General features: G+C 66.4%; 23 protein-coding genes and 1 pseudogene. 15 read left to right on the top strand and 9 right to left on the bottom strand.

All coding sequences use genetic code 11. The features are described from left to right. The first annotated feature begins 27 nt into the window (after positions 1-27). Positions 28-750, top strand: a complete 723-nt coding sequence (locus ACPP3B_RS06325; protein ID WP_424860077.1) for a hypothetical protein — start codon at positions 28-30, stop codon at positions 748-750. Between the two features lie 9 nt (positions 751-759). Here ACPP3B_RS06325 and ACPP3B_RS06320 read toward each other — a convergent pair whose 3' ends face one another. After that, the gene (locus ACPP3B_RS06320; RefSeq protein ID WP_424860076.1) at positions 760-2,991 is read right to left on the bottom strand and encodes a malate synthase G; all 2,232 of its coding nucleotides are present in this window, start codon (positions 2,989-2,991) and stop codon (positions 760-762) included. 155 nt (positions 2,992-3,146) lie between these two features. Between ACPP3B_RS06320 and ACPP3B_RS06315 the strand changes: the two genes are divergently transcribed. Then, positions 3,147-4,064, top strand: coding sequence for a LysR family transcriptional regulator (locus ACPP3B_RS06315; RefSeq protein WP_424860075.1), 918 nt, complete (start codon positions 3,147-3,149; stop codon positions 4,062-4,064). Between the two features lie 17 nt (positions 4,065-4,081). Here the strand turns inward: ACPP3B_RS06315 and ACPP3B_RS06310 are convergent, their stop codons facing one another. The 8 genes and pseudogenes from ACPP3B_RS06310 to ACPP3B_RS06275 form a co-directional block, all read right to left on the bottom strand. Continuing rightward, positions 4,082-4,846 carry a nitrilase-related carbon-nitrogen hydrolase gene (locus ACPP3B_RS06310; protein WP_424860074.1) on the bottom strand — a complete coding sequence of 255 codons (765 nt, stop codon included), beginning with the start codon at positions 4,844-4,846 and terminating at the stop codon, positions 4,082-4,084. Positions 4,847-4,910: 64 nt separating this feature from the next. Continuing rightward, positions 4,911-6,599 carry a flavin monoamine oxidase family protein gene (locus tag ACPP3B_RS06305; protein WP_424860073.1) on the bottom strand — a complete coding sequence of 563 codons (1,689 nt, stop codon included), beginning with the start codon at positions 6,597-6,599 and terminating at the stop codon, positions 4,911-4,913. 24 nt (positions 6,600-6,623) lie between these two features. After that, positions 6,624-7,259 (bottom strand): LysE/ArgO family amino acid transporter, encoded by a 636-nt coding sequence (locus ACPP3B_RS06300; protein WP_424860072.1) that lies wholly within the window; start codon positions 7,257-7,259, stop codon positions 6,624-6,626. A 92-nt stretch (positions 7,260-7,351) separates the two neighbouring features. Continuing rightward, positions 7,352-7,474, bottom strand: a pseudogene (locus ACPP3B_RS06295) (helix-turn-helix domain-containing protein); the annotation flags it as partial. Between the two features lie 84 nt (positions 7,475-7,558). Next, entirely contained in the window at positions 7,559-8,323 is a 765-nt protein-coding gene (gene istB, locus ACPP3B_RS06290; protein ID WP_045786199.1) for an IS21-like element helper ATPase IstB, read from the bottom strand. Continuing rightward, the gene (istA, locus tag ACPP3B_RS06285) at positions 8,320-9,966 is read right to left on the bottom strand and encodes an IS21 family transposase (protein WP_424859216.1); all 1,647 of its coding nucleotides are present in this window, start codon (positions 9,964-9,966) and stop codon (positions 8,320-8,322) included. Before istA ends, istB begins: the two co-directional genes overlap by 4 nt. A 90-nt stretch (positions 9,967-10,056) precedes the next feature. Then, positions 10,057-10,998 carry a helix-turn-helix domain-containing protein gene (locus tag ACPP3B_RS06280; protein ID WP_424860071.1) on the bottom strand — a complete coding sequence of 314 codons (942 nt, stop codon included), beginning with the start codon at positions 10,996-10,998 and terminating at the stop codon, positions 10,057-10,059. Positions 10,999-11,103: 105 nt separating this feature from the next. Next, positions 11,104-12,275 (bottom strand): IS3 family transposase gene (locus tag ACPP3B_RS06275; RefSeq protein WP_424859250.1). Its coding sequence is split into 2 segments (ribosomal slippage): positions 11,104-12,020 and positions 12,020-12,275, totalling 1,173 coding nucleotides; the frame shifts between segments, so codons are not numbered across the junction. A 246-nt stretch (positions 12,276-12,521) separates the two neighbouring features. Between ACPP3B_RS06275 and eat the strand changes: the two genes are divergently transcribed. The 13 genes from eat to ACPP3B_RS06210 all read left to right on the top strand — a co-directional run bounded on the left by eat (position 12,522) and on the right by ACPP3B_RS06210 (position 26,117). Then, complete coding sequence (gene eat / locus ACPP3B_RS06270) at positions 12,522-13,994, top strand: ethanolamine permease (protein WP_424860070.1); 1,473 nt, start codon at positions 12,522-12,524, stop codon at positions 13,992-13,994. A gap of 5 nt (positions 13,995-13,999) precedes the next feature. Further along, positions 14,000-15,397, top strand: coding sequence for an ethanolamine ammonia-lyase subunit EutB (locus tag ACPP3B_RS06265; protein WP_424860069.1), 1,398 nt, complete (start codon positions 14,000-14,002; stop codon positions 15,395-15,397). Next, positions 15,394-16,215: an ethanolamine ammonia-lyase subunit EutC gene (eutC, locus tag ACPP3B_RS06260; protein WP_424860068.1), complete on the top strand. Its 822-nt coding sequence runs from the start codon at positions 15,394-15,396 to the stop codon at positions 16,213-16,215. The genes ACPP3B_RS06265 and eutC overlap by 4 nt, the downstream gene beginning before the upstream one ends. A 168-nt stretch (positions 16,216-16,383) precedes the next feature. Further along, positions 16,384-17,307: an HTH-type transcriptional regulator ArgP gene (gene argP, locus ACPP3B_RS06255; RefSeq protein ID WP_424860067.1), complete on the top strand. Its 924-nt coding sequence runs from the start codon at positions 16,384-16,386 to the stop codon at positions 17,305-17,307. Positions 17,308-17,355: 48 nt separating this feature from the next. Beyond that, positions 17,356-17,736 (top strand): DUF2237 family protein, encoded by a 381-nt coding sequence (locus tag ACPP3B_RS06250; RefSeq protein ID WP_299020109.1) that lies wholly within the window; start codon positions 17,356-17,358, stop codon positions 17,734-17,736. A 44-nt stretch (positions 17,737-17,780) separates the two neighbouring features. Further along, positions 17,781-18,758, top strand: a complete 978-nt coding sequence (speB, locus tag ACPP3B_RS06245; RefSeq protein ID WP_424860066.1) for an agmatinase — start codon at positions 17,781-17,783, stop codon at positions 18,756-18,758. Between the two features lie 42 nt (positions 18,759-18,800). Then, the gene (gene argS / locus ACPP3B_RS06240; RefSeq protein WP_424860065.1) at positions 18,801-20,474 is read left to right on the top strand and encodes an arginine--tRNA ligase; all 1,674 of its coding nucleotides are present in this window, start codon (positions 18,801-18,803) and stop codon (positions 20,472-20,474) included. Positions 20,475-20,503: 29 nt separating this feature from the next. Next, positions 20,504-21,169 (top strand): SPOR domain-containing protein, encoded by a 666-nt coding sequence (locus ACPP3B_RS06235; RefSeq protein WP_299020102.1) that lies wholly within the window; start codon positions 20,504-20,506, stop codon positions 21,167-21,169. Between the two features lie 83 nt (positions 21,170-21,252). Further along, complete coding sequence (locus tag ACPP3B_RS06230) at positions 21,253-21,879, top strand: thiol:disulfide interchange protein DsbA/DsbL (RefSeq protein ID WP_424860064.1); 627 nt, start codon at positions 21,253-21,255, stop codon at positions 21,877-21,879. A gap of 73 nt (positions 21,880-21,952) precedes the next feature. Then, positions 21,953-22,579, top strand: a complete 627-nt coding sequence (gene lptA, locus ACPP3B_RS06225; RefSeq protein WP_424860063.1) for a lipopolysaccharide transport periplasmic protein LptA — start codon at positions 21,953-21,955, stop codon at positions 22,577-22,579. Continuing rightward, positions 22,576-23,337 carry an LPS export ABC transporter ATP-binding protein gene (gene lptB / locus ACPP3B_RS06220; RefSeq protein WP_424860062.1) on the top strand — a complete coding sequence of 254 codons (762 nt, stop codon included), beginning with the start codon at positions 22,576-22,578 and terminating at the stop codon, positions 23,335-23,337. Before lptA ends, lptB begins: the two co-directional genes overlap by 4 nt. Positions 23,338-23,343: 6 nt before the next feature. Then, positions 23,344-24,897 (top strand): RNA polymerase factor sigma-54, encoded by a 1,554-nt coding sequence (rpoN, locus tag ACPP3B_RS06215; protein WP_424860061.1) that lies wholly within the window; start codon positions 23,344-23,346, stop codon positions 24,895-24,897. Positions 24,898-24,899: 2 nt separating this feature from the next. Beyond that, positions 24,900-26,117 carry a THUMP domain-containing class I SAM-dependent RNA methyltransferase gene (locus tag ACPP3B_RS06210; protein ID WP_424860060.1) on the top strand — a complete coding sequence of 406 codons (1,218 nt, stop codon included), beginning with the start codon at positions 24,900-24,902 and terminating at the stop codon, positions 26,115-26,117. Positions 26,118-26,199 lie beyond the last annotated feature (82 nt).

Here is a 26,199-nt window from a genome sequence, read left to right as displayed (position 1 = left end):
TTGCTCTGCACGCCCCGATCATTGCCCGTGTTGTCCACCACCCTGCCCCCGCCTTCGCCGACGCCTAGCCGCGTCGAGCCAGCCGACTGGCGCCTGGCACCCCACTGGCCAGATCTGGCTGTGGCGGTCACCACCCAGGCCGTCGATTCGGTCGATCATCTGCTGCGCGGGCTGGCGCTGCTGGTGCAGCGCGGCCGCCTCAGCGAGGCGGAGTACCACATCCTGGCACAGCCGGCATTGCGCCTGAAGCGCTGCAGCATCCAGGCGCAGCAAATCGTGCGGCTGCACAGCGGCCAGGTGCGCCAGACGCACGAAAAGATCGACCTCGCGCAGATCGTCGAATCGGTGTTGCAAGAACGGCGCGACGAGCTGGCACTGGCTGGCGTGACGGTGGTCCGGCAACTGCACCCGGTGGAGCTGTTGATCGATCCCACGCTGGCCTACAGCCTAGTGCAGACGCTGCTGGAGTGGGGGCTGCAGCACGGCAACCGCCTGGATTGGCGCGTCGAGCCGCGGGCCGTGGACAGCGTGGTCGGCGCTGGCGCTGCGCTCGGCGGCCTCTCGGGTTGGCTCGAGCTGTCGGTCGCGTCCAGCGATGCCGACACGGCCGATGCCGCTCGAGAGGACGGCGTGGTGTGGCTGTTGGCGCAGCAGCTCGCGCACACCGACGGCGGCATCGTGCTGCAGCGGGACCGTCAGCCCGACGGATGGCACCTGCGCGCCCAATTTCGCCGGGCCGTCGGCCGCTGACGGGAGTCCTCAGGCCCCCGCGCGCGCCGCTTTGACCTTCAGACGCCAAGCGTGCAGCAGCGGCTCGGTGTAGCCGTTGGGTTGCTCCTTGCCCTTGAAGACCAGATCCAGCGCAGCCTGGAACGCCATGCTCTGCTCGAAGTGCGGCGCCATGGGGCGGTAGTTGGGGTCACCCGCGTTTTGCTGGTCCACTTTCGCCGCCATGCGCTCGAAGGTCGCGCGCACCTGCTCGGGTGTGACGACACCGTGGTGTAGCCAGTTGGCCACGTGCTGGCTGCTGATACGCAGCGTGGCGCGGTCTTCCATCAGGCCGACGTCGTTGATGTCGGGCACCTTGGAACACCCCACCCCTTGGTCCACCCAGCGCACCACGTAGCCCAGGATGCCCTGGATATTGTTGTCCAGCTCCTGCTGCTTGTCGGCCTCGCTCCAGTGCGGGTTGGGGCTGACGGGCACGGTCAGCAGCCCGGCCAGCAGGGTGTCGCGCTCGGCGTCGGCGTCGATTTGTTCCAGCGCTTGCTGGATGGCGGCGACATCGACCTGGTGGTAGTGCAGCGCGTGCAACGTGGCCGCCGTCGGGCTGGGCACCCAGGCGGTGTTGGCACCGGCCTTGGGATGGGCGACTTTTTGCTCCAGCATCGCCTTCATCAGGTCGGGCATGGCCCACATGCCCTTGCCGATCTGGGCGCGCCCGCGCAAGCCGCACTTCAGGCCCACCAGCACGTTGTTGCGCTCGTAGGCGGCAATCCAGGCGCTGGTCTTCATGTCGTTCTTGCGGATCATGGGGCCGGCGAGCATCGCGGTATGGATCTCGTCGCCCGTGCGGTCCAAAAAGCCGGTATTGATGAACGCCACACGGCTGCTGGCCGCGGCGATGCACGCCTTGAGGTTGACGCTGGTGCGGCGCTCCTCGTCCATGATGCCGAGTTTGACCGTGCTGTCCGGCAGGCCCAGCAACTGCTCGACGCGCGCGAACAGCTCGTTGGCGAACGCCACCTCGCGCGGCCCGTGCATCTTGGGCTTGACGATGTAGATGCTGCCCGCGCGGCTGTTGCGGATCGCCTCACCGCTGGGCAAGCGCCCGTGCCCTTGCAGGTCGTGCAGCGCGATGGTGGTGGTCACCACGGCGTCCATGATGCCTTCCGGGATCTCGCGCACCTGGCCGTCCGCGTCGGTGTACAGGATGGCCGGGTTGGTCATCAGGTGCCCCACGTTGCGCACGAACAGCAGCGAACGCCCGGGCAGCACCAGTTCACCTTGGCCGTCCGGCGTGCGGTAGCGGCGGTCCGGGTTCAGACCGCGCGTGAGCATGCGGCCGCCCTTGTCGAAGCTTTCCGTCAACCAACCCTGCAAAATGCCCAGCCAGTTGCGGTAGCCCAGCACCTTGTCTTCGGCATCGACCGCCGCCACCGAATCTTCCAGATCCAGGATGGTGGACAACGCCGCTTCCAGCACCACGTCGCACACGCCGGCAGGGTCGGTCGCCCCGATGGGGTGTTGACGGTCGATGCGAATGTCCAGGTGCAGCCCATGGTGGCGCAACAGCACCGACGACGGCGCCTCGCCCGCGCCCTGGTAGCCCACGAAATGGGTCGGCTCGCGCAAGCCAGTGACGCTGCCGTCGCGCAGGCGCACACGCAGCGCACCGCCGTCGACGGTGTAGGCCACCGAATCGGCGTGCGACCCCTGCGCCAGCGGCGCGGCCTCGTCCAGCACACGGCGCGCGTAGGCAATCACCTCGGCACCGCGTTTTTCGTTGTAACCCGGCCCTTTGGCGCGGCCGTCGTCTTCGGGGATGACGTCGGTGCCGTAGAGCGCGTCATACAGGCTGCCCCAGCGCGCATTGGCGGCGTTGAGCGCATAGCGCGCGTTCAGAATCGGCACCACCAGCTGAGGGCCAGCCTGCGTGGCCAGCTCCGCGTCGACGTTGGCCGTGGTCACGCGCACGTCGCCGGGCGGCGGCACCAGGTAGCCGATCGTCTCCAGAAACTGGCGGTACGCCTGCGGGTTTTGGATGGGTCCGGGGTGCGCGCTGTGCCACTTGTCCAGCTCGGCCTGCAGGCGGTCGCGCTCGGCCAGCAAGGCGCGGTTCTTGGGGGCCAGATCGGCCACGATGGCGTCGAACCCTTGCCAAAAGCGCGCGCTGTCGATGCCGGTGCCGGGCAGCGCTTGGTCTTCGATGAAGCGATACAGCACTTCGGCCACCTGCAAGCGGCCCACGGGGATACGAGAAGTCGTCATTCGGTTGCTCTCCATGGTGTCAATCCTTCACCCGGCGCGCCCGGGAGGGACGTGTCGGGGCAGATACGGATGCTGCAACTGTAGGGCATTGCCGGGGCGAAATCGAGCCCATGCCGCCCTCGTCAGCCATGACTTTTTGTTGAATAATCAGCGCCATGGACCGCGTCAAGGCCATGGAAACCTTCGTCTCGGTGGCGCAGCGCGGCAGCCTCGCCGCCGCCGCGCGCGCCGAGGGCGTGGTGCCCGCCATCATCGGTCGGCGGCTGGACGCGCTAGAGGAGCATTTGGGCGTCAAGCTGCTGGTGCGCACCACGCGGCGGCTGACCCTGACGCCGGAAGGCAGCGCCTTTTTGGAGGATTGTCAGCGCTTGCTCGCCGAGCTCGCGCAGGCCGAGGCCAACGTCAGCGCCGGCGGCCAAACCGTGCGCGGCCACTTGCGCATCACCGCCCCTGCAGGGTTTGGGCGCCAGCGTGTGGCGCCGCTGGTGCCGCTCTTTCGCGCGCGCCACCCGGAGGTCACCGTTTCGCTCAACCTGAGCGACCGCCTGGTCGATCTGGTGGCCGAAGGCTACGACTGCGCCGTGCGCGTGGGTGACCTGCCCGACTCCACGCTCATCAGCACCCGTTTGGCGGACAACCGGCGTCTCGTGGTGGCCGCACCCAGCTACCTCCGTCGGCACGGGACCCCGCGCACGCCGCACGACGTGCTACAGCACGACTGCCTGGTGCTGTCCTCGGACGCTTCGCAAACGCGCGGCTGGGCGTTTACCATGACGGAAGCCGACGGGCGGCGCAAGGTCATTCACATCCGCCCACGCGGCCCGCTGGACTGCACCGACGGCCAAGTGCTCTACGAATGGTGCATCGCTGGCCTAGGGCTGGCCTGGCGCAGCACCTGGGAAGTGCAGGCTGACATCGACGCCGGCCGGTTGGTCAGCGTGCTGGACGACTACGCCGCCCCGCCCAACGGCATCTACGCGGTTTACCCCAGCGCGCGCCACCTGCCGCGGCGGGTGCGCGCGTGGATCGATTTCCTCAAGGAGCAGTATGGGCGAGAGGGGTTTTGGGGGTGAGCAGGGGAGGTGTCGCCTCAACGCAACACCTCGGCCACCAACAGCGCCTCCCCCCTTCCCACGCGAGCTCGCACTTCGCCCCGCGGCCCGGCCAGTGTGCTCAAGCCGCCGTATTGGGTGCGGCCCTCCGCGCCACAGGCGTTGGCATAGGCGATGGCCACGTGGTGCTCGGCCGCTAGCCGCGGCACGGTCAGCAACGGCGCGTCGTCGTAGGGCAGCATGTTGGCCGTGGGCACCAAAATCACGTCCGCCCTCTGCGCCGCCAGGGCGCGAACGGCGGCACGCTGCTCGACGTCGTAGCAGATCAACAGGCCGATGCGCCAGCCTTCCCAGTCAAACGGGGTACCCACTTCCTCGCCCGGCGAGAATCGCTCGGCGTCTGCCGCGCCGAACAGGTGCACTTTACGGTGCAGGGCCAGCCGCTGCCCGTCGGGGCCGATGGCTTGCGCTGCGTTGTAGGGTCGAGCGCCCGCGGGGTGCGACTCGGGCCAGCCATAGACGATGCCCACACGGTGCCGCTGTGCGATGGCCGCGACCGCCTGCGCCCAGAGGCCGTCAGCCGGTTGCGCAAGCGCAGCCAACTGCGCGGGATCGATCAAGTAGCCCGACAGCAACATTTCGGGCGTGACCAACCAGTGCGCACCCTGTTGCGCGGCTTGTGCTGCTGCGGCATCCAGGCACGCCAGTGCATGGCCGGCGTTCCCAGGCGCGGGGTGGGGCGTTTGCCAAAGGGCAATGCGCAGCGATTGCGCTGGCCACGCGCGGTCGTTCTCCGTTTGCATCCGTGCGTCCATGTCTGCAAGCGTAGCGCAACCTGTGTCCGGCAGATTCCCTCCGTGCACGGTGTCAATCCGGCAGCGCCACGGGCCCGATGTGCGGATACCAATCCCCGGGGCCGGGGTTGTCCGGATGGCTGGCACCACCCAGGTGACGCACGATGCCCCACACCGCGTTGAGGGCCGTTTGCACCGCGCCTTCCACCCACGCCGGCGTGAAGGAAATGTCGTCGCCCGCCAAGAAAATACCGCGCTCGCGCTCGGGCAGCGCGTCCTGCATGAAATGCCCGTACATCCGGTGGTTGTAGCGGTAGTGGCCGGGTAGCGCCCCTTTGAAGGCGCCCAAAAAGTAGGGGTCGGCTTCCCACGAAATGGTGATCGGGTCACCGATGATATGGCTGGCGATGTCGACGTCGGGGTAGATCTTGCGCAGCGCGTCGAGCGCGAGTTGCACGCGCTTCGTGCTGTCGTAGGGCAGCATCTTGAGCGCGTCGCTCATCCACGCGTACGACAGGCAGATGACGCCGGGCTTATCGGGCCCGTTGTCGAACAGATAGGTGCCGCGCGTGAGGCGGTCGGTGAGCGTCATGCCCATCACGGGCCAGCCGTTGGCGCGCAGGTCGTTCCAAAACGGGCGATCGACCATCACGAAGGTCTTGGACGACTGCATGTAGCGCGTGCGGTCGAGCGCCATCCAGAGTTTGTGCGAAAACAGCGATTCCTCGCACGCGATCTGCGTCGTGAGCAGCCAGCTCTGGCACGTGACCAACACCGCTTCGTAGCGGCGCGTCGTGCCCCAGGTGTCGGTCACTTCCAGCTGGCCGTTGCCCCCACGCTGGATGGCGCGCACTCCCGGGCGCGGTGCCCCGTGGTGCAGGCGGGCCAGCGTGGTGCCCTGCGGCCAGTGCTCGATGCGCGCCGGCGCGTGCTGCCAAAGGCCCATGGGCACCTGTTGCACACCGCCGACGATGTAGTGTTGGTTTTCATCGCAACCGGTGAGCACGACGCGCAGGATTTCGAGCATGGAGTTGGGAAAGTCCGAATCCCACCCCCCAGTGCCAAAGCCCACCTGCCCAAACACCTCGCGGTGGTGAAAGCTCAAGCGACGAAATGCACTCGATTGCGCGACGAAGTCATAGAACGTGCGGTCGTCCCAGCGCGGCACCAGCGCATCCCACAGCGCCTTGACCCGCTCCACGTCACGCTCGCGCATGGCGGTTTGCAGCGCGGTAAAACCCGCGCCCTCCTCCAGCGCGTCGGCCCAGGCTTGCGCCACCTCCTGGAACAGCGGTGGCAGATCCTGCAGCGTGCGCGCCCAGTGGGTTTGGCCCTCCAGATCGATGACGGTGCAGTTGGCCGCAGGCGTCAACGGGTTGGGGAACGGCCGGCTGCCCAACCCCAACAGATGGACGTAGTGGTAAAAACCCGTGGAGGACAGCGGGAAACGCATGCCGCCCAGCTCGGCAATCGCGCCCTGCCCGCCCTCGAAGGGCTGCGAGCGCAACCGCCCGCCCATGCGCGAGGCCTCGTACACCACGGGCTTGAGGCCCAGCTTCATCAGCTCATACGCCGCGGTCAGCCCCGCCATGCCGGCGCCGACGATGGCCACCTCGGTGCCGTAACGGCTAACCGGGACGCGGCCCAAACCGGCGTGGTGAGTGAGCCATTCGTCATAGGCGAAGGGAAAATCCGGGCCGAAGATCGTGATCGGTGCGTCGGGCGCGCGGCGCTGGGGCGCGCGCAGGGTCATCGTGGACATGGGTCGTCTCCTCCTCAGATTCCATCATTCGAACAGGCTGATGAACAGGGCCGCTGCCGTGCCCCACATCATCAGGGCCACCAGGCCGTCGAGTGCGCGCCAGACCTTGAGCGAATTCAGCCGCCGCCCGAACCAAAACGCCGCGCCGCCCAACAGCAAGAACCACACCACCGAGCCGGTCGCTGCCCCCAGGCCGAAGATGGGCTGCTGCGCGCCCCACGCCAGTGACGCAGTGCCGATGAGGACGGCCGTGTCCAGCCAGGCGTGCGGGTTGAGCCAGGAAAACGCCAGCGCGGCCCCAACGGCCTGCAGCGCACTGGTCGGCTGCGCGGCCGGCGTACCGATGGCGGGCACCTGGGGTGCCGCCGGCCCATACCAGAAGCGCCGCGCCGCTTGGTAACCATAGACGAGCAGGAACAAGATCCCGGCCCCGATCAACGCGCCGTGCAGCTTGTCCGACAAGCCGCCCAACTGCGCCAGACCGGCCACGCCCACGGCGATGAGCACGATGTCGGCCACCGCGCACGTGGCCACGGTCAGCCACAGGTGGCGCCGCTGCAAGCCGGTACGGATGACATGCGCATTTTGCGGGCCGATGGCCATGATGAGCGACAGGCTCATCACCAGGCCGGCGGTGAAGCTGGGGGCAGTCAAGATCATCGGCAGCACTCCTCTCGTTACACGCGAGTGTGCTCCCGATGCGCTACGGCATTAAGTATTTCAAAATGAACTTGAACTCATCAAGTTATTTTTTATTTGACCTCAAGCCACCCCGCCCGGGTTTGGGAGGGCGTCTCGCCGAAGAGCGTCTTGTACTCCCGTCCGAAGTGGCCCATGTGCCAAAAGCCCCAGCGAGCAGCGATCTCGGTGATGGTGTGCTGCGCCTCCAGCGCCCCCGATGGCCACCCCAAACTGCCCCACTTGTGGCCGGTCAAACTGCTCCAGGCAGGACGGTCGAATTATGAGGCTTCAGGGCTGATGGCGATGCGCGCGGCGGCCTCCTTGAGGCGGTAGCTCTTGCCCTCGAATTCCAGCATCGCGCAGCGGTGCATCAGGCGGTCCAGGATGGTGGTGGCCATGGTGGCGTCGCCCAGATACTTACCCCAGTCCTGCACCACCCGGTTGGAGGTCACCACGATCGACCTGCGCAACTTGTAGCGCTGGTGCACGATGGCCTGCAACACCTCGGCGGCGTGCTCGCTGATGCGCCGCGCCAGGAACAGGTCATCCAGGACCAGCAGGTCGGGCTGCACCCACTCCTTGAGCAGTGAGCCCCGCTCGGTGGCATTGCCCAGCGCGTAGCGGCCAAACTCGGTGTCCGCCTCCAGATAGCGCACATCGTGACCGGCCAGCGTGGCCTGGTAGGCCACCGCCTTGGCCAAGTGGCTCTTGCCCGTGCCGGGCTTGCCCACGATCAGTGCATTGGCGCCCTCTGCGATGAACTTGAGCGTGTGCAGCTCAAAGCAGGCCGATCTGGGCAGCTTGGGGTTGAAGCGCCAGTCAAAGTCGGCCAGCGTGACCTTCTCATCCAGCCCCGAGCGCTTGTAGCGGCGCTCCATCAGGCGCGTTCGGCGCCGGTCCAGCTCGTCTTGCAGCATGGCGGCGAAGGTCTCCAGGAACGGCTCCTGGCTGGCCTGGGCCTGCATCACGCGGGTCGACAGGGTCTCGGCAATGCCCGAGAGGCGCAATTCGCGCAGCGCGCGTTCGATCTCGGCCAGGTTCATGCCAGGCTCCCCGGTGCGGTGGTGGTGGCAGCGGTGGTACTGGATACGGTTGCCGTGGCCGTGGCTGCGGCGTGCGCGAAGAGATCACCGTACTCATCGACATCGCGGATGAGCCCGTGCTGCTGGGTCAGCTCTGGGGTGGTGAGCACCGCGCCGTTGTCACCGCTGGCATGGGCTTCAATGGCGGCGAGCGCCTGGGCAAAAAGACCCTCGCTCAAAGCCAGCACGCGCTTGTAGCTGTAGATGCCCTGCTCCAGGGCCTGGGCACAGGCGGCGTTGACGCAGTGGGCCGGGTAGCGCCGCACCAGAGCCACGATGCCCCAGAGCTTGCGCTGCCCGACCCGCCCCTCGATGGCAAAGAGCAGCTCACACAGACGGGCCGCATGTTCGCCGATCTCGCTGGCCTGGCGCAGGATGTAGCGGGTCTCGCGCGAGGGGTTGAACACCCGCTCGTCCTGGGGCAGCACGACAGAGCCAGGACGCTCGGCCTTGGGGTGGGTGCGCAGCAGATCGCCCGTGCTGGCCTCACGGATCTCGATGCGCTGGGCGTAGATGCGCACCAGCACCTTCGATCCGATGGCCGCCGGGCGCGCGGCGTAGCTGCTGTGCGCGACGCGCACGCAACTGTCATCGCACACCGTGCGCTCGACCTCGCTGAAATACTGCATGCCCAACAGCGGCAGCGCCTTGAGGTAGGCGCGTTCTTCCTCGAACATGGCCTGCACCTGGCGCCGCTCGGTGCCGTGGATGCGCTTGGCCGCCCAGTTCTTCTCCCAGTGCGCCAGGAACTCGTTGTGGGCCTCGATGGACTCGAAGCGCCGGCCCTTCAAGGCCGTGGCCTGGGTGTGGCCGATAGCGTGCTCGACCGTGCCCTTGCGGTTGGGGTCGCGTACCCGGGCTGGGTCGGCCACCACATGGTAGTGCGCCAGGGTGGCAGCGTAGACCTTGTTGAGTTCGGGTTCGTACAGGTCGGGCGTGATGACGCCTTCCTTGAGGTTGTCCAGCACCACGTACTGGGGGCAACCACCAAAGAAGCGAAAGGCCCGCTCGTGCAGCTCGGCCCAGATCTGGTGGCTGGACTTCCAGACCACGCAGCGAAAGCTTGCCCGCGAGTAGCGCAGCGTGGCCACGAACAGGCGGGGTTTGCGGTACCGATCAGAACCCGGCACCCGGGTGGGAGCGCCTTCGCCGTAGTCGACCTGCATCTCCTCGCCGGGCAGGAAGCTCAGGCGGTCGAACTGCTCGGGCTCCTTCTGGCGCAGTCGGGCCACGAAGCGTTTGACGGAGTTGTACTGGCCGGCAAAGCCGTGCTGGTCGACCAGGTCCTGGAAGATGGCCATGGCGTTGCGCTTGAGACGCAACTGCGCCTGGATGAACTCACGGTGGGGTTCGCACAGGGAGGAAGCCAGTGGCGCAGGGGCAACAGCAGGAGCCGGTGGCCGGGGTGGGGCAGTTTGACTGGCCACCGCCTCAGAGCCGGTGGCCACCCCGGGGCAGTTTGCCCGTTCGGCCGCAAAGCGTTGCTGGTAGGCGCGGATGGTGTGACGGGAGATACCTGTGACCCGCTCGATCTCTCGCTGGCTGGCGTTGGCCTCCAGCAGCGTCCATATGGTGGTTTGCAAGTGTGGCTTCAAGACGTTCACTCCGGTGGTCCCCTCGTTGGTGAGGGGGTGAAAGTAACGTCCTGCCTGTCGGCCAGCGGGCGACCAACATGCCAAGCTCAATGCATCAGGTCACCACTGGTCAGGTGGAGCAATTTGGGTGGCCATAAGTGGAGCACTTTGGGTGGCCGCCGGGGGCGGGCTTTGCAGGGCACGGCGGACAGCGTTGAGGCGGACCTCGCGCAGGTATGCAGCAGGGCTGATACCCATGACCTCGTGAAAACAGTTCTGCAACGTGCGCCGCGTCACGTGAAGAGCAGCGCACAGTGCTGTCAAATGGCAGAAGTCCTGCGGTCGCTCCAATATCAGCTCGCGCGCGCGCCGCACGAGAGTAAGGCGACGATGATGTCGCCCCACCATCACGGGCTGGACCTCTCGGGGCACCGCCAAGTCGCAGACAACAGTGAGCACCGCATGGTGTAACGCCTGGCGGCTGGCGTCGTGGCTCAAAACCTCTGGCGTACGTTCGACATTACTGAGCACCTCGCGCAACAAACCGGTCAATCGCTGGCGCTGGGCAATGGTGAGGTGCTGCAACTGCATGCCAGACCATCCCGTGCTCGCAAACGACTGGCCGGTGCCGCACTCACCTCTCCCATCTCGCCAGTGCAGATGGCGCATCATGTCGCGGCCGTCCAAGACCACTCCGTAAAGGCCAACCCCTGCCGGCACGAAAAGGTCGAAAACCTGGTCATCGTTCGCCCACATCCACTGTTGGCTATCAACACTGCGGCCCATGTAGCGCAGACCCTGGGTATCCTCTGGCACGGGCATGCCAATCCACACCCCGCCCGACCAGGGGCGGCAATGCTGGGCCGTCGCGCAAGAAGCCCATTCTTCGAACACCTGCAGCCCAGGGGCGGCGACCTCCCGCACGACACCGCTGAAAACCCCGCGCGACACTTGCTCGTACTGCTGCTCCCAGGCGGACAGGTGGCTTGCATGCACATGCACGTCACTTGTGCGCTTGACACAAAACTGTGCAACCGAACTCGGCCCGGCCTCTTGGCTCACCCTGGCGTGCTCCATAGTGGTGCGATCTTTGGCAGATGAGCTCAAAGTATCAAGAACCATGCCAGTGACCTTGCCCGCGAGTTCCGGATCCCATAGCTGAGACCGTTACGCAGCCTGCCTTTTCTGGGCGGCAAGCCAAGCCCGTTCGAATTGCATCGGACTGACATAGCCCAACGACGAATGAAGCCGCCGGTGGTTGTAGAACGTCAGCCAGTCGACGATCTCGTCCATGGCGTCGCGCCGGGTCTTGAAGCGTTTGCCGTGCAGCCTGCCCACCTTGAGCGAGCCCCACAGGCTTTCCGTGGGCGCATTGTCCCAGCAGTTCCCCTTGCGACTCATCGAGCTGCGCATGCCGTAGCCGGTCAGCGCCTTCTGGAAGTCGGCACTGCAGTATTGGCTGCCGCGATCGCTGTGGCATATCAGTCCCGGCGGCGGATGGCGGCGGAACCAGGCCATGTGCAACGCGTCAATCACCAGCTCGCGCCGCATGTGCGGCTGCATCGACCAGCCCACGACCTGGCGGCTGAACAGGTCGATGATCACCGCCAGGTACAGCCAGCCCTCGTCGGTGGCCACATACGTGATGTCGCTCGTCCACACGGCGTTCGGCGTGGCCGGCTTGAACTGCCGATCCACAAGGTTCGGCGCCACCGGCAGCTTGTGGTTGCTGTCGGTCGTAGCCTTGAACTTGCGCTTGCCTCGGGCGCGGATGCCGTGCAGGCTCATGAGCTTGCGAACGCGCTCCTTACCCACCCGAATGCCGCGTGCCAGCAGTTCCTTCCAGATCCGCGGCCAGCCGTACTCGCCACGCGTTTCGGCATGGATCGCTCGGATATGAACCAGCAGAGCATCGTTGCTGATCCCACGTCGTGGTCGTGCCTGGCGCACACGGTGGTCGTGGTACCCACTGGGGCTCACCCCCAGAACTGCGCACGCCACCGACACGGGCCAGCGCTTGCGGTTACGCTCGATCCAGGCGTACTTCACCCCCGCTCCTTCGCGAAGTACGCCGTCGCTTTTCCCAGGATGTCGCGCTCCATCTTGACCCGCGCCAGCTCCGCGCGCAGCCTGGCGATCTCCATCTGCTCTGGGCTCACCGGCTTGCTTCCAGCCCCCGCCAGACGACCGTCTCGGTCCGCACGGATCCAGTTGTGCAGCGTCTGTTGCGCAATGCCCAGGATCTTCGCCGTCGCCGCCATGCTCTGGCCAGCCTTGACCAGCCTGACCGCTTCCAGCTTGAACTCCAGCGTGTAGCGCGCTCTCGTTGCCTTCGTCACTTCCGTTCTCCTTGCCTGTATTCAACCACTCAGCAAGGGATCCGGTTTCCAGGGGCAAGGTCACAGACCCTGCGTAAGGGATAACCCTTAGCAACACTATCCCGTTTCGGAAAATTTTCGGCCACATCGTGTTTTTGCTCAAACGGGATACCGTCGTCGCGACTCCCTAGACCATGATCTGTCTCGGACGTCGTCGGGGACACTAGCAGATGCCCCCGCCCCCTTATTATCAATGTGAGGTTTGTCATGGCATCACCACATACACCGTCTGTCCATGTCTCGCGCGAGCTCAAACCCGTACTCGGCGTGTTTTCACTTTGGGGTATCGCCGTTGGCTTGGTTATATCGGGTGAGTACTTCGGGTGGAGTTACGGTTGGGCTACCGCGGGCACGCTGGGATTCTTGGTCGCCACCGCCTTCGTAGCCCTGATGTACACCACCTTCATTTTCAGTTTTACCGAGCTATCGACGGCCATCCCGCACGCGGGTGGTCCGTTTGCCTACGCCCGACGGGCATTTGGCCCCGCTGGTGGCTACATCGCTGGGTTTGCCACTCTGGTGGAGTTCGTATTCGCGCCGCCCGCGATCTCACTGGCTATCGGCGCCTATCTCAACGTGCAGTTTCCCGCGCTTGACCCCAAAATCGCTGCGGTAGCCGCTTACGTCGTCTTTATTACGCTCAATGCCATTGGCGTGGGCATCGCCGCCACCTTTGAGCTATTTGTTACCCTACTTGCGGTCATCGAGCTGCTGGTTTTTGCGGGCGTCGTGGCCCCTGGATGGTCGCTCACCAATTTTGTCGCCAACGGCTGGGCTGGCAGCGATAGATTCACCTGGGCGACAGTCGGCGGCATATTTGCAGCGATTCCTTTTGCGATTTGGTTTTTCCTTGCAATCGAAGGCGCGGCGATGGCAGCCGAGGAGGCTCGCGACCCCCAACGGACCATCCCGATTGCTTATATCGCGGGCATCCTGACGTTGGTGGCACTCGCCTTTCTGGTCATGATCATGGCCGGCGGCATTGGTGATTGGCAAACCCTATCAAACATCAACGATCCGTTGCCGCAAGCCATGAAAATCGTGGTTGGCGACAACAGCGCATGGCTGCACATGCTGGTTTGGATCGGCTTGTTCGGATTGATCGCTTCCTTTCACGGCATCATACTGGGATACTCGCGGCAAATATATGCCCTCGCGCGCGCTGGTTTTCTGCCGCCGTTTTTCGCCAAGGTGCACCCTCGTTTTCGCACACCCGTTCGAGCCTTGATCGGTGGGGGTGTCGTGGGCATCTTAGCGGTATTCAGCGATGAATGGATCACGTTTGGTGGGCAGCCTCTTACTGCGAACATCGTAACGATGGCGGTTTTGGGCGCCTTGGTTATGTATATCGTTTCTATGGCGAGCCTGTTCAAGTTGCGTTCGACCGAGCCCGGATTGCATCGACCCTTTCGGGCACCATTTTATCCGATTTTCCCAGCGCTCGCCCTCGGCAGCGGAATCATTTGCCTAATCGCAGTGATTTATTACAACCCGGCCCTTTCACTGCTTTTTACTGCACTGGCGGCGGCTGGATATGTTTATTTCCGTTTTACTCAGAACCAACGCCTCAACGCCGCTTATGATGAAATGCTGGTCGGGGCCAACGAACGTCTCGACACCGACAGCGCTGCCACCGACATTGGCGACATCGCTTTACCCAACGCCCAAAAGGTTCGGTGATCGTCATGCACTACCAGGTCGATCTTGCGGGTGTTCGCTATCGCTTCGCGTCCTTGCGCGAGGTCATGGCGAAGGCGAGCCCACCGAGATCTGGAGATCAACTGGCCGGCGTGGCAGCGACGAGCGAACAGGAGCGTATGGCGGCGCGCTGGGTGCTGTCTGAGGTGCCGCTGCGGCAATTTCTCGAAGAACCACTGATCCCCTATGAGTCGGATGAGGTCACCCGGCTGATCATCGATACACACGATGAATCAGCGTTCGAGCCCGTCTCGACACAAACGGTTGGTGAATTTCGGGACTGGCTGCTCAGCGAGGCGGCGACACCAGTAGCGCTAAAAAGGCTTGCGCCTGGTCTTACGCCCGAGATGGTTGCCGCAGTTAGTAAGCTGATGCGCAATCAGGATTTAATGATCGTCGCGAAGCGCTGCTCCGTCGTCACCCGCTTCCGAAACACATTAGGGTTACCCGGACACCTGGCAGTGCGACTGCAGCCGAATCATCCGACCGATGATCCCGCGGGCATTTTGGCCAGCATCATCGACGGGTTGCTGCTTGGCGCCGGCGACGCCGTCATTGGCGTCAATCCCGTATCGGACAGCATCGCCGATTTGGTACGGTTGCAACACATGTTGGCAGAAGTCATCGAACGTGGCAACATTCCCACCCAGAGTTGCGTATTGACCCACGTCACCAACACCATGCAAGCAATACAGATGGGCGCTCCCGTGGACTTGGTGTTTCAGTCGATTGGCGGCACAGAGCAGACGAACCGCTCCTTTGGAATCGATCTGGCTCTGCTCGACGAGGCGCATTCCATGGCGCTGGCGCTGCGGCGCGGAACGGTGGGAGATAACGTCATGTATTTTGAGACCGGGCAAGGCAGCGCACTCTCTGCCAACGCCCATCATGGCGTCGATCAGCAAACGTGCGAAGCACGGGCGTATGCAGTAGCGCGGCGCTATCACCCACTACTCGTCAACACAGTTGTTGGATTCATCGGGCCCGAATACCTCTTCGACGGCAAGCAAATCATTCGTGCCGGACTCGAGGATCATTTTTGTGGGAAAGTACTCGGCCTCCCTATGGGCTGCGATATCTGTTACACCAACCACGCAGAGGCGGATCAAAACGACATGGACAACCTGCTCGTGTTGTTGGCTTGCGCTGGGGTCCATTTTATTATTGGCGTACCCGGGGCTGATGACGTGATGCTGAACTACCAAAGCACATCGTTCCACGATGCTCTGGCCGTGAGAGATTTACTGCAACTACGGCGTGCCCCGGAATTCGACGAATGGCTACGCAACATGGGCGTCGTCGACGAGACGGGGCGCCTTTTGCCCGCGCGCGTCGCGCCTGCGCTTGCACAAACGTTGTGGACCTTGCCTCAACCCGACCGATGACACCCCCCCCATCACGTCCCGAGCTCTCTTCGAGCATCGTCGCTACGGACACGCCGTGGGAGGTGCTCACGCGTTTCACCCCTGCGCGTATCGCATTGGGGAGGTGCGGATCCAGCCTACCCAGTCGGCAGGTGTTGGCATTTGGGTTGGCGCATGCTCAAGCTCGGGATGCCATCCACTTGCCCTTGGACGTCAAGGCACTGGCGGCTGCGCTCACCACAGACGGCTGGCCCGCGCCGCTGTGCGTGCACACCCGCGCGCCCGATCGCCAAAGCTACCTTTTGCGTCCCGATTGGGGACGCCGACTTGACGACGCGAGCGTGGGAGTCTTACAAGACGCTCGCCGCAGTACCGAGGCCCCGGACTTGGTGCTCGTGATCGGGGATGGGTTATCGGCGCTGGGCATACAACGGCACACGCCCGCGCTCTTGAGGGCCGTGCGCCAAGCGCTGGACCGCACTTGGCGAATCGCACCTTTGGTCATCGTCCGACAAGCCCGCGTTGCGGCAGGCGATGAGGTTGGTGAACTGCTGGGCGCGAGGATGGTGGCGATGATCATCGGTGAACGTCCTGGTCTGAGCTCGCCCGACAGCGTTGGAATCTACCTCACCCTTCGGCCACGCGTGGGCTGCACCGATGCGCAGCGCAACTGTATTTCGAACATACGCCCCGGCGGCCAAGATGTCGTCACCGCAGCGCGTCGTCTCGTTTGGCTGGCGCGGGAGGCTTTGCGGCTGCAGACCACGGGCGTCGGACTGAAAGACCACAGTGGGCTGCCGTTGATCGGTAGCCCCGTGCACGACGAGTCGCCCGGGTAAGGGTTAGGGCAAAATCGCCTCGGTCGCCCTAGCCCATCGCTGACGATTCAACTCCGCTACGGCAAATGAATTCACCCCGCAGTTCGTCTCGCATCTGATTCATGTTAGCCTTCCCCCAGCTGTTGTGCCACGGGCCACACCAGTGTCTTTCTCCATAGCGTGGAAAAGATGCTCGACGCCCGCCAACTGCAAGCCCTATCCGCCGTGGTCGAACACGGCAGTTTTTCCGCAGCGGCCAAGGCCCTGGCCCTGACGGTGGCGGCGGTGTCGCTGCGCGTGCGCGCGCTGGAGACGCAGCTGGGCCAGCGGTTGGTGGTGCGCGGCAAACAAGTGCGCGCCACCCCGGCTGGCCAGGCGTTGCTGGCGCACGTCAAGCAGGTGCAGCTGATGGAGGCCGACTTGCTGGAGCGGCTGCGCGGCAGCGACGACCAGCGCTGGCAAAGCGTGCCGGTGGCGATCAACGCCGACTCGGCAGCCGCGTGGTTCCTGCCCGGCGTGGCCGATCTACTGGCGCGCCAGCGTCTGTTGCTCGATCTGACCATCGACGACCAGGACCACACGCACGAGCTGCTCAAAAACGGCACCGTCATCGGCTGCGTGACCACACGCGCCGACCCCATGCGCGGCTGCGTCGCCGAACCGCTGGGCATCATGCGCTACCGCTGTGTCGCCGCACCGGCGGTGGTCGCGCGCGCCCGCACGCCGCAAGGGCGGTTGACGCCGCACCGGCTGCTGGCGCTGCCCGCCGTCATCTTCAACCGCAAAGACGCGCTGCAGGACGTGTGGCTGGAGCGCCACTTCGGGCTGCGGCAGGCACGCTACCCCCGCCACTTCACGCCAGCGGTGGACGCCTTCGAGCGCGCCATCGAGCTGGGCCTGGGCTGGGGCATGGTGCCCGAACTGCACTTGGCCCAACGCACGGGTAAACCCCCGCTGGAGGAGGTCATCCCCGACGCGGTGGTGGACGTGGCGCTTTACTGGCAGCACTGGGAGCGCGAGCCCCCCACCGCGCAGCGGCTCACCCGTGCAATCCGTGACGCGGCGCGCGCGGCGCTGCTGCCACTGCCCGCGCCCCATGAGACACAAGGTTGATGCCACCGCGCTACAGTGCAGGCTTGTCTCATCGACGACGCACCGACCATGGAACCGACCGCTCGCAATGTGCTGGGAGGGCCGCTGCGCGCCTGCTCCTACGACCCGCTGACCGGCTATTTCCGCGACGGCTGTTGCCACACCGCCGCCCACGACGTCGGCTCGCACGTCATCTGCGCCAAGGTGACCGCGGAGTTCCTGGCGTTTTCGCTACAGCGCGGCAACGACCTCGTCACGCCGAGGCCCGAGTGGCGCTTCCCTGGCCTCAAACCGGGAGACCGCTGGTGCCTGTGCGCGCTGCGCTGGAAAGAGGCGCTGGACGCCGGCGTGGCACCGCCAGTGATCCTGGAGAGCTGCCATGAGCGGGCGCTGGCCTTCGTGTCACTGGACGACCTGCGCGCACACGCCTGGACGCCGTCGCCCACCTGACGACATCACGCGTCACCACCGGTCGGCCCTGCCACCATCGCGCCATGAGTCAACCGATCCCCGAGGCCCCGCCCGCTGGCGATGGTGCCATGCGCCGCCCCACGCTGCACGGCAGCTGGCCCGAGATGACCTACGCCGGCGTGCTGAGCTTTCTGCGCCGCACGTACACGCGCGACCTGACGGGCGCGGACATCGTCGTCAGCGGCGTGCCGCTGGACATCGCCACCACCTATCGGCCTGGCGCACGCCTGGGGCCCGCCGCCATCCGCGCCGCCAGCGTGCAGCTGGCCGAACTCAAGCCGTTTCCCTGGGGGTTCGACCCCTTCGAGACATTGGCAGTGGTGGACGCTGGCGACTGCTGGCTCGACCCCCACAACCCGCTCACGATACCAGGCGCGATCCGCGACCATGCGCGCCGCATCCTGGCCAGCGGCGCGCGCATGCTCACCTTTGGCGGTGACCACTACATCACCTACCCGCTGCTGCAAGCGCACGCCGAGCGGTTCGGTGCACCGCTGGCGCTCATCCACTTTGACGCGCACTGCGACACCTGGCCGGACGACAGCCCCGAGTCGCTCAACCACGGCACGATGTTTTACAAGGCCGTGCGCGAGGGCCTGATCGACCCCGCGCACTCGGTTCAGGTCGGCATTCGTACCTGGAACGACGACTTCATGGGCGTGCACGTGCTCGATGCGCCCACGGTGCATGCGCGCGGTGCCGACTGGGCGCTGCAGCAGGTGCTGCGCATCGTCGGGGATCGCCCGGCGTACCTGACATTCGACATCGACTGCCTGGATCCGGCGCACGCGCCCGGCACCGGCACGCCGGTCGCGGGCGGCTTGAGCAGCGCGCAGGCGCTGCACATCGTGCGCGGGCTGGTGCCGCTGCACCTGATCGGCATGGACGTGGTCGAGGTCTCGCCGCCCTACGACCATGCCGACATCACCGCGCTGGCGGCGGCGCACGTCGCGTGCGACCTGCTGTGCGTGCTGGCGGCGCAGCGCAGGGCACGGCGCTGAGGCGTCAGCCGCCGCCCGCACCGCCGCCTACAATTTGGCCCCATGCAAACCGTCAAGACCGAGCTGCTCGGCGCGCTGGCCGCCGAGCTGGAGGCGCTGCACGCCGGCGCCGCCGACCGTGCCGCCTTCGAACAGCCCAAAGCAGCCGCCCACGGCGATCTGGCCATCACGGCCGCGCTGCAACTGGCCAAACCCCTGGGCCAAAACCCGCGCGCGATTGCGCAGACGCTGGTCGAGCGACTGCAAGCCCAGCCGGCGTTTCAGCGCTGGGTGGCGGCACTCGAGATTGCGGGCCCAGGCTTCATCAACCTGCGCTTGCGCCCGGCCGCCAAGCAGACCGTGGTGCGCGAGGTGCTCGAGGCGGGCGACCGCTACGGCCACCAGCCGCCCCACGGGCAGCGCGTGCTGGTCGAATTCGTCAGCGCCAACCCGACCGGCCCCCTGCACGTCGGCCACGGCCGCCAGGCCGCGCTGGGCGACGCGATCTGCAACCTGTTCGAGACCCAGGGTTGGCAGGTGCACCGCGAGTTCTACTACAACGACGCCGGCGTGCAGATCGAGACACTGGCGCGCTCGGTGCAGCTGCGCGCGCGCGGCCTCAAACCCGGCGATGCGGGCTGGCCCGAGGCCGCCTACAACGGTGACTACATCCAGGACATCGCGGACGACTTTCTGGCGCGCAAAACCGTCGAAGCCGATGACCGCACCGTGACCGCCAGCGGCGACGTCGAAGACCTGGACGGCATCCGCCAGTTTGCCGTGGCTTATTTGCGCCGCGAGCAGGACTTGGACCTGCGCGCATTCGACGTGCGCTTCGACCAGTTCTACCTCGAGTCGAGCCTGTACAGCTCGGGGCGCGTCGCCCAAACCGTGCAACGCCTGATCGACGCCGGCAAAACCTACGAAAAAGACGGCGCGCTGTGGCTGCGCACGACCGAGTACGGCGACGACAAAGACCGCGTGATGCGCAAGTCCGACGGCACCTACACCTACTTCGTGCCGGACGTGGCCTACCACATCACCAAGTGGGAACGCGGCTTTACCAAGGTCATCAACATCCAGGGCACGGACCACCACGGCACCATCGCGCGCGTGCGCGCCGGACTGCAGGCGGTGGGGTTGGGTATCCCGAAGGGCTACCCCGACTACGTGCTGCACACCATGGTGCGCGTGGTGCGCGGCGGGCAAGAGGTCAAGATCTCCAAGCGCGCGGGCAGCTACGTCACGCTGCGCGACCTGATCGAGTGGACGAGCAAGGACGCGGTGCGGTTCTTTTTGCTGTCGCGCAAGCCCGACACCGAGTACACCTTCGATGTGGATCTGGCGATCCAGCAAAACAACGACAACCCCGTGTACTACGTGCAGTACGCGCACGCGCGCATCTGCTCGGTGCTGGCGCAATGGGGCGGCGACCCGGCGCGGCTGCGCGACGCCGATCTAACGCCGCTCGATACCCCGGCCGCGCAGGCGCTGATGCTGCAACTGGCTCGCTTCCCGGACGTGCTGCGCGCGGCGGCTGCCGATTTCGCGCCGCACGACGTCACGTTCTACCTGCGTGAGCTGGCGTCGGCCTATCACAGCTATTACGATGCGGAGCGTATCCTGGTCGACGATGAAGCGGTGCGGCTGGCGCGGCTGGCGCTGGTGGCCGCCACCGCCCAGGTGCTGCGCAGCGGGCTGCGCGTGCTCGGCGTGAGCGCGCCGACCTCGATGTGAGCGGCGTGCGTCTTTCGGAGTGCCCATCCATGGCGACGACCCGTATCCGATCTCGTTCTCTCGCCGCAGCCCCGCAGTCTGGGGGCACGTTACTTGGCTTCGTGCTGGGGCTGCTGGTCGGCATCGGTGCGGCGCTGGCCGTGGCGGTGTACGTCACCAAAGTGCCTATCCCGCTGGTGGATCGCGGGGTGCAGCGCAAACCGATGCAGCCCGAGACCGAAGCCGAGCGGCTGCGCCATTGGAACCCGAACGCCGGGCTGTCGCGCACGGCACCCCCTGCCGCTGCCCCCGCGGCCGAGGCACCCGCGGCCGCACCCGACACCGCCGCGAGCGCGCCCGCACCTGCCGGGGAGGGCAAAGCCCCGGCAGGCGACCCCATCGCCGAGCTGATCCGCCAGCGTGCCACGCCCACCGCCCCCGCCAGCCCAGGCAGCGAGAACCAGCCCGCCGCAGCCGACCCGTTCCAGTACTACGTGCAAGTGGGCGCGTTTCGCCAGGCCGAAGAGGCCGAAGCCCAACGCGCGCGGCTGGCGCTGCAGGGGTTTAGCGCCAAGGTCAGCGAACGCGAGCAGGCCGGGCAACGCGTGTACCGCGTGCGGCTGGGGCCGTTCGACAACAAGGTCGACGCCGAGCTGATGCAAGAACGCCTGCGCGGCCAGCAGATCGAAACGGCGCTCGTGCGCGTGCAGCGCTGACCTCCGTTGGGAACCTGCGCACCCCACGCCGCATCGGAGTCGTTGGTCGTCACTTTCGTTCGTCACCCTACGGGCCACTCACCATGCACCGCCGTCAGTTTCACGCTTGCCTCGTCGGCCTAGCCGCCACCACTACCCTGCCCGCCGCGTTGGCACAGGCCAACCTGCGCGAGGGCACGGACTATCGCCGCCTGTCCAAACCGGCACCGGTGGACACCGGCCCCGGCCAGGTCGAGGTGCTCGAATTCTTCGCCTACAGCTGCATCCACTGTTACCGCTTCGAGCCGCTGATGACCGAGTGGATGCGCAAGCTGCCCAAGGAAGTCGTGGTGCGGCGCGTGCCTGTCGGGTTCAACGCGGCGTTCGAGCCCATGCAGCGGCTGTATTACACGCTGGAGGCCATGGGCCGCCTGGGCGACCTGCACGAAAAAGCCTTCAAGGCCGTGCACGAGGAGCGCGAGCGTTTCAACTCGCTCGACGCGGTCGCGGCCTGGGCCGCCAAGCAGGGGCTGGATCGTCAGACCTTTACGCAGACGTATCAGTCGTTTGGCGTCAGCGGCAAGGTCAAGCGCGCGCTGCAGCTGCAAGACGCCTACGAGGTCGACGCCACGCCGTCGCTGGGGATCGCCGGGCGCTTCCTCGTCCCCGGGCAGGCGGCGCGCACGCTGGTGGTGGCCGACGCCCTGATCGCGCGCGTGCGACAGGCCTGACGCCACTTGGCCCCCCGGGGTGGCGGGCGCGGGCAATCGTGGCACAATCGGCGCACCGCAAGGAGCAAAATCCGTGCCCGCTGCCATTCGACCCCTGCGGTTGACCGCCGCTTTGTTCACCGCCGCCGTCATGGGCCTGCCCGTGCTGGCCCACGCCGAACGTGCCGATCGCGACGCGCCGATGAACGTCGAAGCCGACGCCCTGCGCTACGACGAAGCCCGGCAGACCAGCGTGTTCACCGGACGCGTGGTCGTGACCAAAGGCACGATCCGCATCCGCGGCCAGCGGCTGGAGGTGCGGCAGGACGCGCAAGGCCACCAGTTCGGCACCGTCACCGGTGACGCAACACAGCGTGCGTTTTATCGACAAAAGCGCGACGGGCTCGACGAGTACATCGAGGGCGAGGCCGAGCGCATCGACTACGATGGGCAGGCCGATCGGGTGACGTTGCGCGGCCAGGCCGAGCTGCGCCGCTACCGTGGCACGGTGCTGACCGACCGGGCGAGCGGCGCCGTCATCGTCTATGACAATCGGGCGCAGACCTTCTCGGTCGATGGCGATCGCGCGGGTGCCAGCGCAGGCGCTCGAGTGCGGGCGCTGCTCACCCCGTCCAAGGCCGACCCGGCCGCCACGCAGCCCGCGCCGGACCTGCCCCCCCCGGCGCTGGCCCCCAGCGACCGCCTGGAGCGCCGCCCGTGAGCGAATCGGCGCCAAACGCGCGCTGCCTGCGCGCGCAAGGGCTGCACAAGCGCTACGGCCGCCGCACCGTGGTGCACGATGTGTCGCTGCAGGTGCGCGGGGGCGAGGTGGTGGGATTGCTGGGCCCCAACGGGGCGGGCAAAACCACGTCGTTTTACATGATCGTCGGCCTGGTGCGTGCCGATGCCGGGCGGCTGTGGATCGACGACCAAGCGGCAGAAAACTTGCCCATCCACCGGCGCGCGCGCCTGGGGTTGGGCTACCTGCCGCAGGAGGCATCGATCTTTCGCAAACTCACGGTCGAGCAAAACGTGCGCGCGGTGCTGGAGCTGCAACACGACGAAGCCGGCCGTCCCCTGGCCGAACCGGTGCTGCGCGAGCGACTCGATCGCCTGCTGCAAGAGCTGCACGTCGACCACCTACGCGATGCGCCGGCGCCCGCGCTGTCGGGCGGCGAGCGGCGCCGCGTCGAGATCGCGCGCACGCTGGCCACCAACCCGCGCTTCATCCTGCTCGATGAGCCGTTCGCGGGTGTCGATCCGATCGCCGTCATCGAGATCCAGCGCATCATCGGGTTTCTTAAGGCACGCGGCATCGGGGTGCTGATCACCGACCACAATGTGCGCGAGACGCTGGGCATCTGCGACCACGCCTACATCATCAGCGAGGGTCGGGTGCTCGCACACGGCACGCCCGCCGACATCGTGGATGACGCCGAGGTACGCCGCGTCTACCTCGGCGAGCATTTCCGCCTGTAGCGTGCCATGAAAGCGGGCCTGACGCTGCGCACCGCGCAGCACCTGAACCTGACACCGCAACTGCAGCAATCGATCCGGCTGCTGCAGCTGTCGACGCTGGAGCTGGCGCAGGAGATCGAACAGGCGCTGGCCGACAACCCTTTTCTCGAACGTGCGGAAGAAGACACCGACCCCAGCCCCGAGGCGGTGACGGACACGGCGACGTCGCCCCCCGAGATCGACGATGCAGAGCCGCCCGATACCATGGCCGTCTTCGACGGCGAGGCGGCGCTGGCGCAGACCGAGTGGGGGGCTCGACTGGACGAAGACGCCGGGGGCTGGGCGGCCGACGATGGGCCCACTGCCGACGAGTCACCGGCGGAGTGGTGTTGGGAAGGTCCCGGCGTCGAGCGCGGCGCAGACGGCGACGACGACGAGCGGCAGCTCACCCGTCAACTGGCCCATCCGCCCGAGCGGCTGGCCGACCACCTGCACCGGCAAGCCCTGGCACTGCACCTCAGCGACGACGAACGCGCCGCGCTGTTTTTTTTGATCGAGTCGCTCGACGACGACGGCTATTTGCCCGATTCGCTCGAGCAGCTGACGGACGCTTTGTGCCAGCAGTGCCAGGCCGCCGGCGAGTCGGTCGATGCCGAGCGGCGCGACGAGATCGCCTCGCTGCTGCGCCGCGCCCTCGGCTGGCTGCAGCACATGGAGCCCGCGGGCGTGGGCGCGCGCGACCTGGCCGAGTGCCTACGCTTGCAAATCGGCGAACTGCCCAACACCCCCACGGCCCGCGCGGCCGACGCGCTGTGCGGGCAGCCGCTGGAGTGGATCGCGCGCCGCGACGTGCGGCGGCTGGGCCAGGCAACCGGGCTGGACGAGGAAACCGTGCGCGCGGCGCTTGCGCTGCTGTCGCGCCTTGAACCCAAGCCCGGGCGCCGCTTCGCCGACGCCGAACGGCAAGTGATCGTCCCCGATGTGATCGTCACCGTGCGCGGCACGCAGTTCGACGTCCAACTCAACCCCGCGGTGCTTCCGCGCCTGCGCGTGACCGATATCTATGCCCAGGCCCTGCGCCAGCACCGCAGTGGCGATCTGCAACAACGGTTGCAAGAAGCGCGCTGGTTCATCAAAAACCTGCAGCAGCGCTTCGACACCATCCTGCGCGTGGCGCGCGCCATCGTCGAGCGACAGCGCAACTTTTTTCTGCACGGGGAGGTCGGCATGCGACCATTGGTGCTGCGTGACATCGCCGACGAGCTGGGCCTGCACGAATCGACCATCAGCCGCGTCACCAACGCCAAGTACATGGCCACCCCTTTCGGCACTTACGAGCTGAAATATTTTTTTGGCTCCAGCTTGGCCACGGACGCCGGCGGCAACGCCTCCAGCACCGCCGTGCGCGCCCTCATCAAACAACTCATCGCCGCCGAAGATCCCCGCCAGCCGCTCAGCGACGGCCAGATCGCCGACTTGCTGCGCGAACAGGGCATCGAGTGCGCGCGCCGCACCGTCGCCAAATACCGCGAGGCGCTGCGCATCCCCACGGCCACCCTGCGCAAGACCCGCCACGCCTGACCATGTCCACCGTCGACCTCTTTCTGCCCTGCGCGGGCGGCTGTCCCCCGTTTTTGGCCACCGAAGTGCAGCGCCTGTGCGCCGTGCCCGACCACGCCTTGACCTTGGGCCGCGCGGGTGTCGGCCTGCGCGGCGACTGGGATACCGTGCTGCGCCTGAACCTGCACAGCCGCATCGCCCAGCGCGTGCTGCTGCGCCTATGGGAGGGCCCGTACCGCAGCGAAGACGACCTCTACGGCGCGGCTGCCGAAATCGCCTGGGAAGACTGGTTCACGCCACGGCATACGATCAAGGTCGAAGTCACAGCCCAGCGCAGTCCGCTGCGCAGCCTGCACTTTGCGGGGCTGCGCATCAAGGACGCCGTCTGCGACCGCCTGCGCGCACGCCGCGGCGCGCGCCCCAGCGTCGACACGGCCCAACCCGATGTGCGCGTGTATGCCCACCTGAGCGCCGACACGTTGACGCTGTCGCTCGACACCAGCGGCGAGCCATTGTTCAAGCGCGGCTGGCGCACCGACAAGGGCGACGCGCCGCTGAAAGAGACGCTGGCGGCCGCGATGATTGCCGCCACCGGGTGGACCGGCACCGACGCCGACGGCGCGCCGGTGCCGCTGTTCGACCCCTGCTGCGGCAGCGGCACGCTGGTCATCGAGGCCGCGCAGATCGCGCTGCGGCAGGCACCGGGGCGTCAGCGGCGCTTCGCCTTCGAGCGGCTGCTGCCACACGACGCGGCGCGCTGGGCCGCGCTGCGCGAGCAGGCGCGCGCCGCCGAGCGGCGCTGGCCCACCGGCGGACCGGCCATCGCCTACGGCAGCGACGTCTCCTTCCGCATGGTCGATTTCGCCCGCCGCAATGCCGAACGTGCCGGTGTCGGCGCAGCGGTCGAGTTCCGCGGCGGCGACGCCCTGCAACGCCTGCCCCCTAGCCCGTGGCCTGGCGTGCTGTTGCTCAATCCCCCGTATGGAGAACGCATAGAAGCCGCCGGCGTGGTCGGCGGCTTGGGAGCGGACGTCTTCTACGAGCGGCTGGCCGCGCACTGGAAGACCCACTTCGGCGGCTGGACCGCCTGGGTGCTCACGCCCGACCGCGAACTGCCACGCCGGCTGCGCCTGCAGGCCAGCCGGCGCGTGCCGCTGTTCAACGGGCCGATCGAGTGCCGGTTGCTGCGCTTCGACCTGCAGCCCAGAAACCGCAAAACTGCTCAAAACGACGAGACCTGAGAGGCGCTGTCACTTTTTTGCGACTTTCCGAACACCCAGCTCGTCAGTTTGTGGTAAAGTTTCGCTTGAGCCGTTTGCGGCT

Origin of the sequence: Tepidimonas sp. HKU77 (assembly GCF_049728535.1) — a bacterium.
In the GTDB taxonomy this organism is placed as follows: Bacteria; Pseudomonadota; Gammaproteobacteria; order Burkholderiales; family Burkholderiaceae_C; genus Tepidimonas.
Note: the sequence above shows the minus strand (reverse complement) of the source record. Positions and strands in the feature narration are given on the sequence as shown.